Below are 15,851 nucleotides of genomic sequence, written 5' to 3' on the forward strand. Positions count from 1 at the left end.
AATTAATAAAAAATGAAGCTAAGGGATACATAAGGAATTTTATTAATCAAGCCAAAAATCGCCAAGATAATACTCTTCTTAATAATGAAGGCACTATCTACGATGTGAAAGTACATAAAGGACGATTGACTTATTACGGGACAGGAGTGATAGCTGGAGATTTATTTGTTGGACAAGAAGGAGGCTTTGTATCAGCTTCTAATAGTGATAATGTGAATTTAGAAGGTTCGTTGAGCAATGAAGGTTATATTTCTGCCATTATTAATAATCAAAATATTATTACCAAAAAGCCAATATTTTTAAATGGTAGAAATTTTAGTCTATTAAATAGTTTTGAAAGTTCAGAAATAGATACTTATATTATCAATTACAGTCCGGATGCAAGCATTGTTAATCACGGTACAATAATGTCTTTAGAGAATAGAGCATCTATAAAAAGAATGATCAATACAAGTATGAATACTTTAAAAACTTTTACAAATAATGCAGGTAAAACAGTGGATATCGTTGATAATACAGGACGCTTTGCTAAGATTGAAAACCATGGAACGATAAAAGTTTTTAATAATACACCTAAAGTTGGTACAACCAATACAGGACTTGTGAGTGAATTTAATAATAGTGGTCTTATTGAGAATTTAAACAATAGTGCTACTATTGCTCAATTCAAAAATTCTGGGACTGTTAATCTTGATACAAAAGGCGATGTTAATGCATTTGAACAAAGTAGCGGGTTTTCAAATATAACAAACAGCGGAACGCTTAAAAATTTGAACATAAGCGGCGGAAAAGTTGAACTTAAAAATAAAGGTACGATTGAAAGTTTCAAGAATAATAATGCTAATGTAACTATTGATAATGAGGGTATTTTTACACAAGGCATACAAAATCAAGGAGTTAATTCTTTACTTTACTATAAAGCTTCTTATAATAAAACAAAAAGTGATGTAAAAAGGATCGCTTGGAATACGGCAAATAATAATGAAAAATTTCATTTTAAAAATGATAATGGAAAGATTAATATACTCTCAAATTCAATCATCTTAAATATCAGTAAAAGCGATACAGCTTACAATAAGACCCCAGATATTTCTTTACTTTCAAATTCTGATAATGGACATTTAGTTGTTGCTGGAAGTAAAACACAAAATATTTCTTTTGCTAAAGGTTCTTTGGTTGTAAATCCTCTTGAAGGTTTCTCTTTTAGAAAGGATTATGATTTTAAAAATGTAGTTTTTAAAAATGATAATGGAACTCTCAAAGGTATTGGTTATGGTAGTGATAGCAGTGTTGTGAATAACAATAAAGGTTTAGATATTACCCATCTTAGCGCTTATGAGAGTTTATATACTATAGAACGAGGCAGTCGTGAGGGAACATTTAGAATAGGCGTAGATCCTTCAAAAGGCTTTGGTGCTGTTTTTGCGAAGAGTTCTGTAGTTTCGGGTGTGATAAAGTCTTTATTACAAGATTCTATGTTTGCAGCAAACAGAGTGTATGATTTAAATAATACTAATTATCGCTTTTTCTTCTTACCAGCTTATGGGTATAGTTCTATCAAAAGTGATGATAAAAGCTCCCAAATTACAGCACATTATAAAAGTTTCTTAACAGGATTAAATGCTGATTATGTTAATGGTTCAACATTAACAACATTTTTTTCTTATGATGAATCGGCAAATGTTTATAAACGTCTTGATGGTAATAGTATTGATTTTGATGGTTTGTTTGATAATGAAGGAGCCAGTGGAGGTTTAAGATATATATGGCTTTTAGATGAAAATGAGCGTTTTGCAAATAGTTTAAGAGCTCAGATAACAGGAACTGTTATTAATACACACATTGTTTCTTCAAGAGGAGTTGCTAAAACTAAGTCTTATGGGTATTCTGCAGATTTAGATTTTGTTGTCGATACAATCTATAAGAAAAAGACTTTTTCTACTTTTCTTGGTTTTGGATATTTTGGTTCTGTAATGAAAAGTTTTAAAATGAATTACGATCCTAGTATACGCTACAAGCCAGAGCCTGCGAATTTGGCTTATTTGCGTCTAGGTACAAAATATATCCATTATTTTCCAAAGGGTTTGAAAATTTCTTTGGAAGGTGCGATGAGAAAATATATTAATCCTGATTTAAAAACAACAGTAAATGTTGAGGGAAAAGATTTTCCTTATATTCTTAGAATGCCATCTTTTTATGCGTATTTTAATGCAAGTGTTGGAATGAAAATTTCAAACAATGTAGAGTTCAATCTCTCATATCAAGGTTCGGGAGCAAGAACAGGTTTGAATCATAACGGATATATAACTTTGAATTATTTTCTTAATTAACAATCATTTTTGGCTGAAATTTTTGAGTCAAAAATGACCCCATATAGACTTTTTAAAAAAACTATGTAAAAGACTTGACCAAGACTTACTCTAATGTTTTATAATTATGTAAATTTTTAAGGAGAACAAATGAATTCTATAATTTTAGAAAACGGACGTATCCAAAGCAAGGGATATGCAATGTTACACAAGGATTCGAAATTCAGTCCTTTTGAATTTACCCGCCACGCACTTGGTGAAAATGATGTTTTAATTAAAATTCTTTATGCAGGTATTTGTCATAGTGATATTCACACAGCAAAGAGTGAGTGGGGTGAAGCTGTATATCCTTGTGTTCCGGGTCACGAGATAGCGGGTGAAATTGTGGCAATAGGAAAGAAAGTTACTCGTTTCAAAGTTGGTGATTTTGCTGGAGTTGGTTGTATGGTCAATTCGTGTGGAGTTTGTGAAACTTGTAAAGAAAGTCAAGAGCAGTTTTGTCAAAAAGGGCAAACTGTTTTTACGTACAATAGTAAAGATATTTTTCACGGTGGAGAGAATACTTATGGGGGATATTCAAATAATATTGTTGTCAATGAAAATTTTACTCTTCAAGTAAAAAAAGATGTGCCACTTCAAAAGGTTGCTCCTTTACTTTGTGCAGGTATTACGACGTATTCGCCTTTGAAATTTTCTCGTGTTAAAGAAGGTTCAAAAGTCGCTGTTGCTGGTTTTGGTGGGCTTGGAATGATGGCTGTAAAATATGCTGTAAAAATGGGAGCAAAGGTCAGTGTATTTGCTCGCAATGAGAATAAAAAGAGTGAAGCTTTTGATATGGGTGTGAGCGAATTTTATACAAAAACAAGTGATGCTAAGGAGCGATTTGATTTTATTCTTTCAACCATTCCTACCCCATATAATCCTAGTGAGTATCTCAATTTATTGAAATTTGGCGGTGAAATGGCTATCGTGGGACTTCCACCATATGAACTAAGTCCTAGTATCGCTATTAGCGACCTTGTTTTTAAGGCTGGAAAAAAAGTATATGGCTCACTTATAGGCGGCATTAAAGAAACTCAAGAAATGCTTGATTTTTCATTTCAACATAATATTTATCCTGAAATAGAACTTATCTGTCCAAATCAAATTGATGAAGCTTATGAAAAGCTTACAACAGGTAAGGCAAAATTTCGTTATGTGATTGATATGAGTAAAAGTGAATAAAGCACTCTATATTTAAATTTTTACATTGATGTTATTAAAAAAAAGCATTTTTTATAAGATTGTAGTATGTACTTGTTTTTATAAAATATGGAAAGGAAAATAATGAGAAAGATTATACTTCTTAATGGAGCAAAAAATTTTGGCAGTTCCCAAGGCAAACTTAATGAGACTTTGCACAATTTTGCAAAAAAAACATTGCAAAATTTAGGTTTTGAGATTGATGAGACTATTATAGATGAAGGCTATGAAGCAGAACTTGAAGTACAAAAGATACTTCAAGCTGATGTTTTGATTTGGCAGATGCCTGCTTGGTGGATGGGTGAGCCTTGGATAGTAAAAAAATATATTGATGAAGTTTTGACTGCAGGATATGGCGTATTCTTTAAAAATGATGGGAGAAGTCATACTAGTCCAACAAAGAATTATGGTAAAGGTGGGTTGTTACAAGGTAAAAAATATATGTTTTCTCTTACTTGGAATGCTCCTCTTGAGGCTTTTACAGATAAAGATGAATTTTTTAATGGAATTGGAATTGATGGGGTGTATTTGCATTTACATAAAGCTCACGAGTTTATAGGAATGAGTGCTTTAAAAACTTTTTTATGTACAGATGTAATAAAAAATCCTCAAGTGCCTTTGTATCTTAAAGCTTATGAAAAACATTTAAAAGAATGTCTTGTTTAAAATTGTTGTTTTGATAAACTTCTTTCTGTATAACAACTCTTGCACAAAAATAATGTTACAGGGTTTAGCATTTTTTGTTTACTTTTCTTTAAAAATTACCAAAATTAACATTTATCTTTAAATTTATCTTAATTAATTGAATACAAACATAGCTCTTTAGAAAATCTTGTATAATGTTTAAAACGACAAAATTAAGGAATTACAATGCAACTTCAAAATATAAATAAACTTGTCAAACCAAATAAAAAGCTTTCGCGTCAAGCCTATATCAAGAATCTTTGTGAGTATTATGATTTGTGTGATGATGTCAAAGAAAATTTTGAAGAATTTTGGAAAAAACAGGCTTTAGAAAAGATACACTGGTTTTCGCCTTTTTCAAAAGTTTTAAACGAAGAAAAGAAACCTTTTTATAAATGGTTTGAAGGTGGGACATTGAATGTAAGCTATCAATGCCTTGACCGTCATATAAAAACTCGTAAAAATAAGGCTGCCATTATTTTTGAAGGTGAAATGGGTGATTATGATGTTTATACTTACCGACGTCTCTTTCACGAGGTTTGTAAAGCTGCGAATTTATTGAAAAAATTTGGAGTAAAAAAAGGAGACAGAGTTGTTATTTATATGCCTATGATCCCTGAAACTGCAATTGCTATGCTTGCGTGTGCAAGAATTGGTGCTATCCATAGTGTTGTTTTTGGTGGTTTTTCTCCAGAAGCTTTGCGAGATAGGATTGTTGATGCGCAAGCAAAACTTGTCATTACTGCCGATGGAGCTTTTAGACGCGGGAAGCCTTATATGCTAAAACCAGCCGTTGATAAGGCTTTGAGTCAGGGGTGTGAATGTGTCGAAAAAGTGCTAATAGTCATTCGCAACAAAGAGCCTATAGAGTATGTTAAAGGGCGTGATTACGTGTATAATGAGCTTCTTAAAAATGAATCGTATAAGTGTGAACCTGAAATTATGGATAGTGAAGATTTGCTCTTTTTGCTTTACACTTCAGGTTCTACTGGAAAACCAAAAGGAGTAATGCACGCAAGTGCCGGATATATTTTATGGGCTCAAATGACTATGGAATGGGTATTTGATATCAAAGATAGCGATAATTATTGGTGTAGTGCTGATGTAGGTTGGATTACGGGACATACTTATGTTGTGTATGGACCTTTAGCGTGTGGAGCGACTACTGTTATGCACGAAGGAACTCCTACTTATCCAAATTCTGGACGTTGGTGGAGAATGATAGAGGAATATCAAGTAACAAAATTTTATACTTCTCCTACGGCTATACGAATGCTGCACGCTGATGCTCCTCAGGAACCTAAAAAATATGATTTAAATGTACTTGAAGTGCTTGGAACTGTTGGAGAACCTATAAATCCTAGTGCTTGGAACTGGTTTTATGATGAAGTTGGAAATTCAAAATGCCCTATAGTTGATACTTGGTGGCAGACTGAAACTGGAGGTCATATGATAACACCTTTGCCCGGAGCCACCCCTTTGAAACCCGGCTGTGCGACTTTGCCTTTACCGGGGATTTTTGCTGAAATTCTTGATGAGGAAGGTAATGTCAAAAAAACAGGTGAAGATGGTTTGCTTTGTATTACAAAACCTTGGCCTTCTATGATTCGTGGGATTTGGGGCGATGAGGATCGGTATAAAGAAAGCTATTTTTCACAAGTAAAAAAGAATGGAGAGTTTGTGTATTTTAGTGGCGATGGAGCTTTTTATGATGAAAATAATTATATTACTATCACAGGTAGAACTGATGATGTGGTAAATATAGCAGGACATCGCATTGGTACAGCAGAAATAGAATCTGCTATATCTAAGCATCCTAATGTTGCAGAGTCTGCTGTTGTAAGCATTCTTGATGCAATTAGAGGTGAAGCTTTATTTGCTTTTGTAGTATTAAATCCTTCTTCAAGTTGTGAGTTGGGTGTAGGGATCGAAACACTTAAAGAGCTGAATGATATTTTACGTGTAGAGATTGGACCTATTGCAAAGATTGAAAAAATACTTTATACTCCGGGTTTACCAAAGACAAGAAGTGGGAAAATTATGCGTAGAATTTTAAGAACTATTGCTAGAGGTGAGGAGATTAAACAGGATGTTTCTACTTTAGAAGACTCACATATAGTCCAAACTATAGTTGATTTAGCTAAAGCAGAATTACAATAAAATGATCATAAGAGAAAAGATAAAATATTTTTGTCGCAATTTTTTATAAATTTGAATTGTACCTCGAGTTTTTGTAGTCTCTAAATTTGCTATAATTGTCTTTTTATAAGGACAATTTTTATGAAAGTGTTGAATTTTTTTTATGAAAATTACCAAAAACTTGAAACGAGTTATGAAAGAAAAGTACAAATTATCAAGCCAAATGTTTTAATCAAAGGACCCAGACATTGCGGTAAAAAAACATTAATATATAATTATCTTTCTGCTTATACTCAAGAGCAAATCTTATTTTTAGATTTGTATGATATACGTTTTGAACTTTCGAGTCTTGAAAATTTAGTACAATTTTTACAATTGCATACAAAGATTCAAATTCTTTGTATGTGTAATTTGGATTTTGTTTTTGATATAAAAGGTATCAAGATTCCTATTATTGCAAGCACTCAGAGGAAAGATTTAAGTATAGTTGGTTTTAATGAACTTGAGCTTGATTATTTTGATTTTGAGGAATTTATTAGTTTAAGTAAAAAAAATTTGCCTATCAATTCTATGTTAGGTTTGTTTTTGCAAACAGGACGTTCAGGCTTAAAAGAAAAAGATATAAGATGTATTTTTAGCCGACTTGAACTTGAAATTCTTAAATATATTGCAAAAAATTTAGCCCATCAAATAAGCATTCGTAAGCTTTTTTTAGAATTAAAAAAGAAATCAAAAGTTTCCAAAGATAGTGTGTATCAGGCTATAAAAGTCTTAGAAAATTCCTTTCTTTTGTATGTTGTGTTTCACGATGAAAAAAATCTCAAAAAGGTATATTTTAGAGATTTTGCTTTCAGAAACGCTCTTTGCATACAAAAGGATTTTAAGGCTTTGTTTGAAAATGCTATTTTAACAGAGCTTTTTAAGCTTAAAACTCAAATTTTTTACAATAAATTTTTTACTTTCTATATCAAAAATTCAAAAACAGCTTATATTGCAAGTGCTACTTTGGATGTTGATTTGATTACAATTCGTGCAAGAAAAATTCTTCCTAAAGCTTTAGAACTTGGTGTTTTTCATATTTTTTTTATCACTCTTTCAAGCGAGAAGAGTTTTTTTGAGCAAGGGGTTAAATTTGAAATTGTGCCTTTTGAAAAATGGGCTTTGAGTTTTTAAAGAGAAAAATTATCCATACTATCATATTTTTCAAGTTTGTATTGTTTGATAATATTAGAGATAAGTTTTATATAATCTCCTTTAAGTTCAGAATATGAATTTAAGACTTTAATTGCTTCTAAACCTGAAATGTTTTTGCCTTTTTTTAAAAAATCTGCCCGCAGTTCGCGAAAATTTTGATAAGAATAATGTCTGTTTAAATTTAAAACGTATGAATCTACGCTTTCTTGCAGGTTGTCAAAGATTTTAATTTTATGTTTTTTATTGCTTTGCCGTTTTTTTGGTATTAAGCCTTTATCTCCCCAAGTCCATTCCCCAAAGAGATTGTTTGCTTCTCTTGCAAAACGGCTTGTACCCGTAGCACTTTCTACTAAAGCTTGAGCTATACCCATTGATTTAGGTATTTTTTGTATCCGTTTTTTATATTCACTTATATCAAAAAGATTTTCAATGCGGTACTTGTTTTTCAGTTCTATAAGTCTTTCTAAGGCTTTTTGATTTGAAATTCGAAAAGCATTTTTAGCGCTTTCATTTAAAAAAGCTAAAGCAAAAGACCTCTCTTGCTCGATACCTTGAAAAGAAATATCAAACATTTCATTCATTTTTGCAAAAAAAACCATTCTTTTTTCTTCAGGTTTAAGTTCATAATAGTTTTTTCCAAAACCTTCTGCATCTATGCCAAATGAAAAAATACAGCAACTAAGAAAAATGATAATATGCTTCAAAACAGCACCTCACCCTTCCTTTAAAGAATATTTCTTCATTCTCAAGTCTAAAGAGCACTTTTTCATTACTTTTTGGTAATACGAAAGCTTTTTTGTCAATCAATTGATTTAAAGAGGCTAAATAAAAACAGGCTCCCATTCCTGTACCACAAGCTAGAGTTTCATTTTCAACACCGCGTTCATAGGTGCGCACTTTTATACAGTCTTTCTTAAGGACTGTTGCGAAATTAACATTCGCGTTAAATTCTTTTCTTAGTCTTTGACAAAGTTCTGTGTCAAAATCATCAATATTTTCACAAAAATGTACCAGATGCGGCACTCCTGTATCGCAAAATTGCCAAATTTTTCCTTCTTTTTCAAAATTGTTTTTTACCTTTGTAGCTTTTCCTAAAGAGAGCTCAACTTCATCATTTTGCACTTTTGCTTTAATGACTCCTGCACCTGTTAGAAAATTCATCTGTGCTTGTATGCCTTTATAGTGATGAGCAAAATGTGCAGCAGCTCTTGAACCGTTACCACACATCAAAGGCGTACTCCCATCGCAATTGTAAAATTCCCATTCGAAATCATATTGATGATGGGGTAAAAGTACAATGAAACCATCAGCTCCTATGCCTTCGTAGCGGTTGCAAAGTTTGCGAGCAAGTTCGCTTCGATTTTCTTTATGTTCTGCAGTGAAAAGGATAAAATCATTGCCATTGACATAGTATTTATAGAATTTCAAAGTTTGCCTTTAGAAAGTTTTTCCAAAAAAAGAATACATTTTTGTTTAAAATCCTCATAACTTGAAGTGTTGTAAAGAACAAAATCGGCTAAAAGTAGTTTTTCTTCAATATCCATTTGTGCATTTAAACGTTTTTTTGCTTCTTCCTTGCTTAAATTATCTCTTTGTATGATTCTTGCAAGACTTTGCTCTTTAGTGCTATAAATCAGTATGGTTTTGCCTAGATTTTCATAAGCCCTACTTTCAAAAAGTAAAGGAATTTCAACAAAAAAAAATTGATTCTTTTTGTTTAAAATTGTCATTTGTTCAAGGAGTTCTTTTCGAATTTTTGGAAGAATGAATTCTTCAAGTCTTTTTTTTGCTATATTATCGCTAAAAACTAGATTTCCTAAGTATTTTCTGTCAATCTTTTGCTTATAAAGAAGTTTTGTATCATTGAAAATAAAAGCAAGTTCCTTTGCATTTTCATCTAAAATTTGATGAGAAATTTCATCAGCACTTATGCTTTTAAAACCTAAAGAATTAGCTATTTTTATAAAAGCACTTTTTCCGCAACCTATGGAAGCTGTTACTAAAAAAGCGTTTTGCATTTTATGCCTTCGTTAAAACTTTTTTAGTTACAATACCTTTTAATCTCTTAAAGGAAGATAAATGAGAATTTCATACGAAGACTCTGGTGTAAGTATAGAAAATGGCAATGCTTTTGTACAAGAAATTAAACCTTTTGTACAAAAAACTTTCACTGAAAATGTTTTAGGAGGGATAGGTTCATTTTCCGGGGCTTTTAAACTTCCTAGTGGTTATAAAAATCCTGTAATGCTTGCCGCTACTGATGGTGTTGGTACCAAACTTCGTTTAGCACTTCAAGCACAAAAGTATGATACCATAGGACAGGATTTAGTAGCAATGTGTGTGAATGATTTGATTTGTAATTTTGCTACGCCTCTGTTTTTTTTGGATTATTATGCGAGTGCTAAACTTAAAATTGAGATCGCAAAAAGTGTTGTGAAAAGTATAGCACAAGCTTGCGAACTTGCAGGCTGTGCTTTGATAGGTGGTGAAACAGCTGAAATGCCCGGAATGTATTATCAAAATGATTTTGATTTGGCTGGTTTTGCTGTTGGAATCGCTGAAGAAAATGAGATTGATAGAACACATTTTGTAAAAAATGGGGATTTGCTTTTGGCTTTGCCAAGTTCAGGACTCCATTCAAATGGCTATTCTTTAGCTAGAAAAGTGCTTTTTGAAACTTTGAAAATGAAATTAGATGATGAATTTGAGGGTAAGAAACTTGTTGATATTTTGCTTGAACCAACGAGAATTTATGTGAAAGATTTTTTGAAACTCAAGCCTTATATCAACGCCCTTGCTCATATTACCGGTGGAGGATTGGTAGAAAATTTGCCGCGTATTTTTCCAAAAGGTATAGGAGCGTGCATTCGTAAGCACCATCTTAAGACACAACAAATTTTCTACACAATAGGTCAATGTGTAGAAGAGGATGAAATGTATAGAACATTTAATATGGGTGTTGGAATGGTTCTTGTAGTTAGCAGTGATAAGGTATCACAAGTGCTTGAAAATTCAGATGCTTTTCTCATTGGTGAAGTAGTGCTCAATGAGGGAGTGCTCTTAGAATAAAAACAAGCTGTTTATAATGCTTTAGAGTGAATTTTGGTGATTTGGATTGTATTAAAAAAAATGATTAAAAACTTAGTGCTTTTGAAGTTTTTGATTTTTTAGTACAACTTTATTTAATAAGAATTAGTTTAAAAGCTGTTTTAGAGATATTTCTGGGTTTTAATAAGGAATTTTGGATTGTTGATGCAATGATTACAGATATTGTTAATACATTGTTTTAAGTATAAAATTGTGTTTAGTTTTTTTTGAAAAATAAAAAATTGCTGCAAATGAAATTTATTACAAAAGCCAAACAAGCAACTGCTATAATACAAGCTCCACTCGCAAGATTAAAAGAATAACTTACTATCAAACCAAGCATACAAAAAATCGCACTTAAAATCGCAGATACTGTCATCATACTACCTAATTTTTTTGTAAGATTTTCGGCAATAAAACTTGGTATGCTTAATAAAGCCATAATCAAGATAAGTCCAACCAAACGCATAGAGATGACTATGCAAAATGCCATCATTGCAATTAAAAGAAAATGAAAAAAAGTTGTATGAATTCCTTTAACTTTAGCAAATTCTTCATCAAAACTTAAAACCTCAAATTGTCTGTAAAAACAGATAATAAGTGCTATAACAAGTACATCGACACTTCCCATAAGCCATAAATCATTTGCAGAAACGGCTAAAATATTTCCAAATAAATATGCCATTAAATCTGTGTTATATCCCGGACTTAAATCAATAAGTATAATTCCAAAAGCCATTCCAAAAGCCCAAATAACAGCTATTATATTATCACTTCTGTTTTTATAGTATTTGTTAAGGTAAGCAAGAAAAAAAGCTAAAAATAAAGTCCAAATGCTTGTACTTAGAAGAATTGGCAAGGAAAAATAAAAGGCTAAACCTATACCGCCAAAAGCCCCGTGAGTAATACCTCCTGCCATAGAAAAAAGACGGTTAATCATAATAAGTACCCCTATAATCCCGCAAACAATACTTACTAAAACAGCTGCGACAATAGCATTTTGAAAGAAAGTCAAGGAGAAAAGTTCAAGCATTATTAACCTTTTTACACTCTTTTTCACACAATTCTTTGTTTTCACAACTTTGTTCGCAAAAACAAGCATTTAAACTCAATTCCACATCACAAAAATGAGAATGGTTTTCGTATAAATGTTTTAAAAATTCACTTTTTTGTTTTTCTTTGGGATTAGAATGTAAAAAAAGTTCTTTGTTAAGATAAGCGATAACATCACTGTATGCAAGGACTATGTTAATATCGTGACATACTGCAATTATACCTATACCTTGTTTGTGCAAACTCTGTAAAAGTTCAAAAATTTGTACAGCATTTTTTGTATCTACGCTTGTTGTTGGTTCATCTAAAAGAAGCATTTTACATTCATCAATAAGAGTTCTAGCTATTAAAACTCTTTGTCTTTGTCCTCCGCTTAATTCAGTGATTTTTCTTTCTGAAAAATCAGCCATTGCAACTTTGTCTAGGGCTTCTAAAGCTTTTTGTTTGTCTTTTTTGTTATAAAAACCAAAATTCTTTTTTCCAACTAATCCCATAAGTACTATTTCAAGCACCCGTGCAGGAAAATTAGGATTGATAAAATTGTTTTGTGGTACATACCCAATTTCTTCTTTGGTGATATTTGAAAAGCAAATACTATTTTTATATTCCAATAAACCCAAAATAAGTTTTAATAGAGTAGATTTGCCACCGCCATTTGGTCCTATAATAGTTAAAAAATCTTTACTATCATATTCAAGAGTAATGTTGTGTAAAACAGTTTCATCTTTATAGGCATAAGTAAGGTTTGAAATGTGAAAAAATTGCATTAAAAAATTCCCATTCTAGTACTCGTAAAAAGAAAAATTCCAAAGATGAGCATTGCAGTAATACCAAAATATTCTAAACTTGTTCTTAATTTTACATTATACACTCTCTTATGGAATGTATTTGCAATAAGTGCAAAAACAAATAAGACAAAACTCATTCCAAGTCCTACAAAAAAGGCTGATAAAACTGCAAGAGTGAAATTGAATTCATAGGCAAATAAAAAAAGCAAGAGCATACCAGGGCAAGGTATAATTCCAGCAGCATTGACAATACCCCATTCGCTTAATTTATTTGTTGTACAATGATTGCAATCGCAACTTTGTTGATGTTTTGTGAGAATTTTTTTACCTAACATATATAAGGCAATGATGATAATCATCAAGCTTGAAAGTTTTGTAATGATATAATGTGTGTTTGAACTGAATGAACTAAGAAGTAAATTAAGTGTAAAAACAGCTATGCTTACAATTATAAAGGCTGATAAAATATGCACTAGCCCTATTTTAAGACAAAAAATTGCAATTTTTCTGTATGAGCTTTTTTGTGTAAGAAAATAAGAGCTTGTAAGTGCTTTCGAGTGTCCGGGCGCACTAGCGTGAAACATTCCATATAAAAAAGCTATTCCAAGTACAAAAAAGAGGTTTGTAAAAGAATATCCATCGCGGACAAGCTGTTTAAGAAAATCAAATAGAGTGTTTGTGAGCTTTTCAAACCAATTGAATTCACTTGGTATTTCATCAAAAAGAGTGTTTGTAAGAGCACGGTTTTGGATATTTCCTTGTACAACCTCAAAGAAAACAAGCTCTGAATTTGGATTGCTTTGAAGATAGAGTTCATCATTTAAAGCAATATTGCTAAGATTATGAAATTTAAAGCTAAAATACCCTTCAGTATCTTTGATGTTTAAACTAAAAATATCACCTTTTTTTAAAATTTCATCAAAAGATAAAGTATAGCTGTATGATAGTGTGTCTTGCTTTAAAAAGAACTGGTCATTGCTAAAGTGAATATTTACTTTTCTTTCTTTGCCATTATCATAAAAAATTATTTCACTTAAATGCTCTCTTGGGATAATATACTGATAAAAGGCTTCTTGGATAGCTTTTAATTCATCTTCATCCAAACTATCATTATAATTTGAATCATAACTATGAAGCAGAATTTTGGTAAATTCATTTGAAAGATCCCAAGTGACATTAATGCTTTTTAAATCTTTTTGAAAGTCAAGAGAAATGAAAGCAGTTGGAGTATAGCTTGCACATAAAGCACAAGCTAAGAGTTTTGGAGTAAAAAAGAAAAAAAAGAGGAGGTGTTTCATTGAAGATTTGTTGCTAATTGATCGACACTTTTTAGCAGTTCGCTTTCCCAAGCTCTTGCCAAGTGATTAATCTGTACTATATGGGCATCAAGTTCTTTAGAAAGTACTTTTACTGCGTTTTCAGGAAAGCCCGGTTGTACGAAGATGACTTTTACATTTTCTTCTTTTGCTTCTTGTATAAGTTCTTGTAAATCTTTCAGTTTTGGTTCTTTACCTTCAATTTCAACAGGAATTTGTTCTAAATTATAACGACTTGCAAAATATCCCCAAGAAGGATGATATACAATAAATTTACGATTTTTTATCGTACGAAGTTTGGAAGCGATTTGCAAATTGAGGCTGTCAAGTTCGGCTAGAAATGTGTTAAGATTTGTTTCATAGAAAGCTTTATGTTCTGGATATTGCTGAGCAAGTGCTTTAAAAATATTCATCGCCATAGTTTGTACCAAAATAGGATCAAGCCAAGTATGAATATCAAGGTTAGTGTGTTTTTCATCTTTATCTTCTTTGTGTGAATGAGTGTCTTTTATTGCAACTAAAGAGATATTTTCTTGCGAATTAACAAAACGAAGTTTGGGAAAATTACGATGAAATTTATCGTTGAAAATTTTTTCAAATTCTAGGCCAACGGTAAAATAAATATCACTTTTTTCAAGTTGTTTTAGAGTATTTGGTTTAAATTCAAAAGTATGTTCATCAACATTTTGGGGCAGTAAAATATTGACATTTACAGTATCATTTGCAATTTTTTCTACAAAAAAAGCTTGCGGAGCAATGCTTACGCTTACAAGAGGTTTTGAATATAAAAAGATACAAATCAAACTTAGTAAAATTAGCTGTTTCATATATCACCTTCCTTCATATCTAGCTTTAGAAATTTTTATTATAATAACAGAAAAAATTCAATGTATAATTTTCTTATATTCTTCGATTTGAATTCTTGCTTAATAATGTTCAAGCCTTGAATATTTTAATTTTTTATATTAAAATATTATAAATTAAAATTTTTACTAACAAATAAATAAAGTAAAGGAACTACTGCTATGATTAGAACTTTAGGAGGAAAACTGATTATTTCAGTTGCAGGTATATTTGTTATTGCTATTGTCATAGTTATGACTTATAATTATAAAACAACCTCGATCGAGGTGCAAAACCTTTATAAAACTATACAAGAAACTGTCTTGGACGCCTCTTATACAACCATCAATATTACTATGAATATTGAAGCTAAGCAGCATCTAGATGCTATATCACGATCTATATTGGAACTTGATAAACATGATATTATATCGCAAAGAAGAGTTTTACTCAGAGCAGAAGAACTTATTAAATATCCTTCAATTTATATTGTTTATGAGGATGATGGAAGTTTGATTGTTCAAGATTATGATACGAGCAAGAGCGTTCAATCGCTTTCACCGAATTTTGATAATGAAGGAGATTTACGAACAAGAGATTGGTATCAAAAAACTAAACAACAACAACAAGGAATTATAACACCAACTTATATTAATCAAGGTGGTATTTATGCTGGTAAAATGATGAGTACTGCAACCTATCCTCTGATTAAAAACGGCCGGTTTATTGGTGTAATTGGTATAGATTTCTTTGTTGAAAATTTTCAAGAACGTTTTGAAAATTTTCGAAGAGAAGAATTACCAAGTCTAGATGTATATATAACTGATTCAACGGGAAATATTTTTTCCCACAGAGATCTTGCTATTGTTGCCGATACAAGTCTTAGTCCTCAGGAAGTTCAACTTTCTTCAGAACTTAAAAAATCTACAAATGGAGAATTTGTTTATTTTGATTCTCATGGACAAGAACGTTTAGGAGTTTATAGACAATTTCCTTTTGGTTGGACTATAGTCGTTTCTTCAAAAACTGAAGATTATACAAATGCGATTAATAAATATTTCTTTTATAGTGTCGTTATTTCTATTTTAATTCTTGGTATAGGGGTATTTTTATTATTTCTCTTTATTAGAAAGCTTATTGCTCCTGTTGAAAAGATTAAAAATGTTTTATTACACTTCTTCAAATATATCAATTAT

The 15,851-nt window shown here is 31.3% G+C and carries 14 protein-coding genes; 7 read left to right on the forward strand and 7 right to left on the reverse strand.

Annotation, left to right across the window (positions count from 1 at the left end):
* The 5 genes from OQH62_RS07830 to OQH62_RS07850 form a co-directional block, all read left to right on the forward strand.
* Nucleotides 1-2,330 (forward strand): hypothetical protein (locus tag OQH62_RS07830; protein ID WP_266015930.1); only part of this gene is annotated, 2,330 nt, incomplete at its 5' end.
* 129 nt (nt 2,331-2,459) lie between these two features.
* Nucleotides 2,460-3,533, forward strand: a complete 1,074-nt coding sequence (locus OQH62_RS07835; protein ID WP_266015931.1) for an NAD(P)-dependent alcohol dehydrogenase — start codon at nt 2,460-2,462, stop codon at nt 3,531-3,533.
* 102 nt (nt 3,534-3,635) lie between these two features.
* Nucleotides 3,636-4,217, forward strand: a complete 582-nt coding sequence (locus OQH62_RS07840) for an NAD(P)H-dependent oxidoreductase (protein WP_266015932.1) — start codon at nt 3,636-3,638, stop codon at nt 4,215-4,217.
* A 204-nt stretch (nt 4,218-4,421) separates the two neighbouring features.
* Nucleotides 4,422-6,395, forward strand: a complete 1,974-nt coding sequence (gene acs, locus OQH62_RS07845) for an acetate--CoA ligase (protein ID WP_266015933.1) — start codon at nt 4,422-4,424, stop codon at nt 6,393-6,395.
* Between the two features lie 120 nt (nt 6,396-6,515).
* Nucleotides 6,516-7,547, forward strand: a complete 1,032-nt coding sequence (locus OQH62_RS07850) for an ATP-binding protein (RefSeq protein ID WP_266015934.1) — start codon at nt 6,516-6,518, stop codon at nt 7,545-7,547.
* Here the strand turns inward: OQH62_RS07850 and OQH62_RS07855 are convergent.
* The 3 genes from OQH62_RS07855 to coaE are packed head-to-tail and all read right to left on the reverse strand — an operon-like array spanning nt 7,544 to nt 9,586.
* On the reverse strand, nt 7,544-8,272 hold the full coding sequence (locus OQH62_RS07855; RefSeq protein ID WP_266015935.1) for a glucosaminidase domain-containing protein: 729 nt from the start codon (nt 8,270-8,272) through the stop codon (nt 7,544-7,546). The two genes, OQH62_RS07850 and OQH62_RS07855, sit on opposite strands and share 4 nt — an antisense overlap.
* A complete protein-coding gene (gene dapF / locus OQH62_RS07860) occupies nt 8,247-8,996 on the reverse strand; it encodes a diaminopimelate epimerase (protein ID WP_266015936.1) in 750 nt (249 codons plus the stop codon). Before dapF ends, OQH62_RS07855 begins: the two co-directional genes overlap by 26 nt.
* Nucleotides 8,993-9,586: a dephospho-CoA kinase gene (coaE, locus tag OQH62_RS07865; protein ID WP_266015937.1), complete on the reverse strand. Its 594-nt coding sequence runs from the start codon at nt 9,584-9,586 to the stop codon at nt 8,993-8,995. Before coaE ends, dapF begins: the two co-directional genes overlap by 4 nt.
* A 61-nt stretch (nt 9,587-9,647) precedes the next feature.
* Between coaE and purM the strand changes: the two genes are divergently transcribed.
* Entirely contained in the window at nt 9,648-10,637 is a 990-nt protein-coding gene (gene purM, locus OQH62_RS07870; RefSeq protein ID WP_266015938.1) for a phosphoribosylformylglycinamidine cyclo-ligase, read from the forward strand.
* Nucleotides 10,638-10,872: 235 nt separating this feature from the next.
* On the opposite strand, the gene OQH62_RS07875 is transcribed toward purM, so the two are convergent.
* Genes OQH62_RS07875 through OQH62_RS07890 form a run of 4 tightly spaced genes read right to left on the reverse strand, consistent with a single transcriptional unit; the run spans nt 10,873 to nt 14,639 of the window.
* The gene (locus OQH62_RS07875; RefSeq protein WP_266015939.1) at nt 10,873-11,688 is read right to left on the reverse strand and encodes a metal ABC transporter permease; all 816 of its coding nucleotides are present in this window, start codon (nt 11,686-11,688) and stop codon (nt 10,873-10,875) included.
* On the reverse strand, nt 11,681-12,475 hold the full coding sequence (locus OQH62_RS07880; RefSeq protein ID WP_266015940.1) for a metal ABC transporter ATP-binding protein: 795 nt from the start codon (nt 12,473-12,475) through the stop codon (nt 11,681-11,683). The genes OQH62_RS07875 and OQH62_RS07880 overlap by 8 nt, the downstream gene beginning before the upstream one ends.
* A complete protein-coding gene (locus tag OQH62_RS07885; RefSeq protein ID WP_266015941.1) occupies nt 12,475-13,794 on the reverse strand; it encodes a nickel/cobalt transporter in 1,320 nt (439 codons plus the stop codon). The genes OQH62_RS07880 and OQH62_RS07885 overlap by 1 nt, the downstream gene beginning before the upstream one ends.
* Entirely contained in the window at nt 13,791-14,639 is an 849-nt protein-coding gene (locus OQH62_RS07890; protein WP_266015942.1) for a metal ABC transporter solute-binding protein, Zn/Mn family, read from the reverse strand. The genes OQH62_RS07885 and OQH62_RS07890 overlap by 4 nt, the downstream gene beginning before the upstream one ends.
* 198 nt (nt 14,640-14,837) lie before the next feature.
* On the opposite strand from OQH62_RS07890, the gene OQH62_RS07895 reads away from it, so the two are divergent.
* On the forward strand, nt 14,838-15,851 hold a 1,014-nt coding region (locus tag OQH62_RS07895), incomplete at its 3' end, for a cache domain-containing protein (protein WP_266015943.1).

It is taken from the genome of Campylobacter sp. MIT 21-1684, assembly GCF_026241315.1.
Lineage (GTDB): Bacteria > Campylobacterota > Campylobacteria > Campylobacterales > Campylobacteraceae > Campylobacter_D.

Excerpts from the sequence above, each read along its gene's own strand:
- OQH62_RS07850 (WP_266015934.1), top strand. The coding sequence starts at position 6,516 with ATGAAAGTGTTGAATTTTTTTTATGAAAATTACCAAAAACTTGAAACG.
- OQH62_RS07880 (WP_266015940.1), bottom strand. The coding sequence starts at position 12,475 with ATGCAATTTTTTCACATTTCAAACCTTACTTATGCCTATAAAGATGAA.
- coaE (WP_266015937.1), bottom strand. The coding sequence starts at position 9,586 with ATGCAAAACGCTTTTTTAGTAACAGCTTCCATAGGTTGCGGAAAAAGT.
- OQH62_RS07890 (WP_266015942.1), bottom strand. The coding sequence starts at position 14,639 with ATGAAACAGCTAATTTTACTAAGTTTGATTTGTATCTTTTTATATTCA.
- OQH62_RS07840 (WP_266015932.1), top strand. The coding sequence starts at position 3,636 with ATGAGAAAGATTATACTTCTTAATGGAGCAAAAAATTTTGGCAGTTCC.
- OQH62_RS07885 (WP_266015941.1), bottom strand. The coding sequence starts at position 13,794 with ATGAAACACCTCCTCTTTTTTTTCTTTTTTACTCCAAAACTCTTAGCT.
- OQH62_RS07875 (WP_266015939.1), bottom strand. The coding sequence starts at position 11,688 with ATGCTTGAACTTTTCTCCTTGACTTTCTTTCAAAATGCTATTGTCGCA.
- purM (WP_266015938.1), top strand. The coding sequence starts at position 9,648 with ATGAGAATTTCATACGAAGACTCTGGTGTAAGTATAGAAAATGGCAAT.
- OQH62_RS07835 (WP_266015931.1), top strand. The coding sequence starts at position 2,460 with ATGAATTCTATAATTTTAGAAAACGGACGTATCCAAAGCAAGGGATAT.
- acs (WP_266015933.1), top strand. The coding sequence starts at position 4,422 with ATGCAACTTCAAAATATAAATAAACTTGTCAAACCAAATAAAAAGCTT.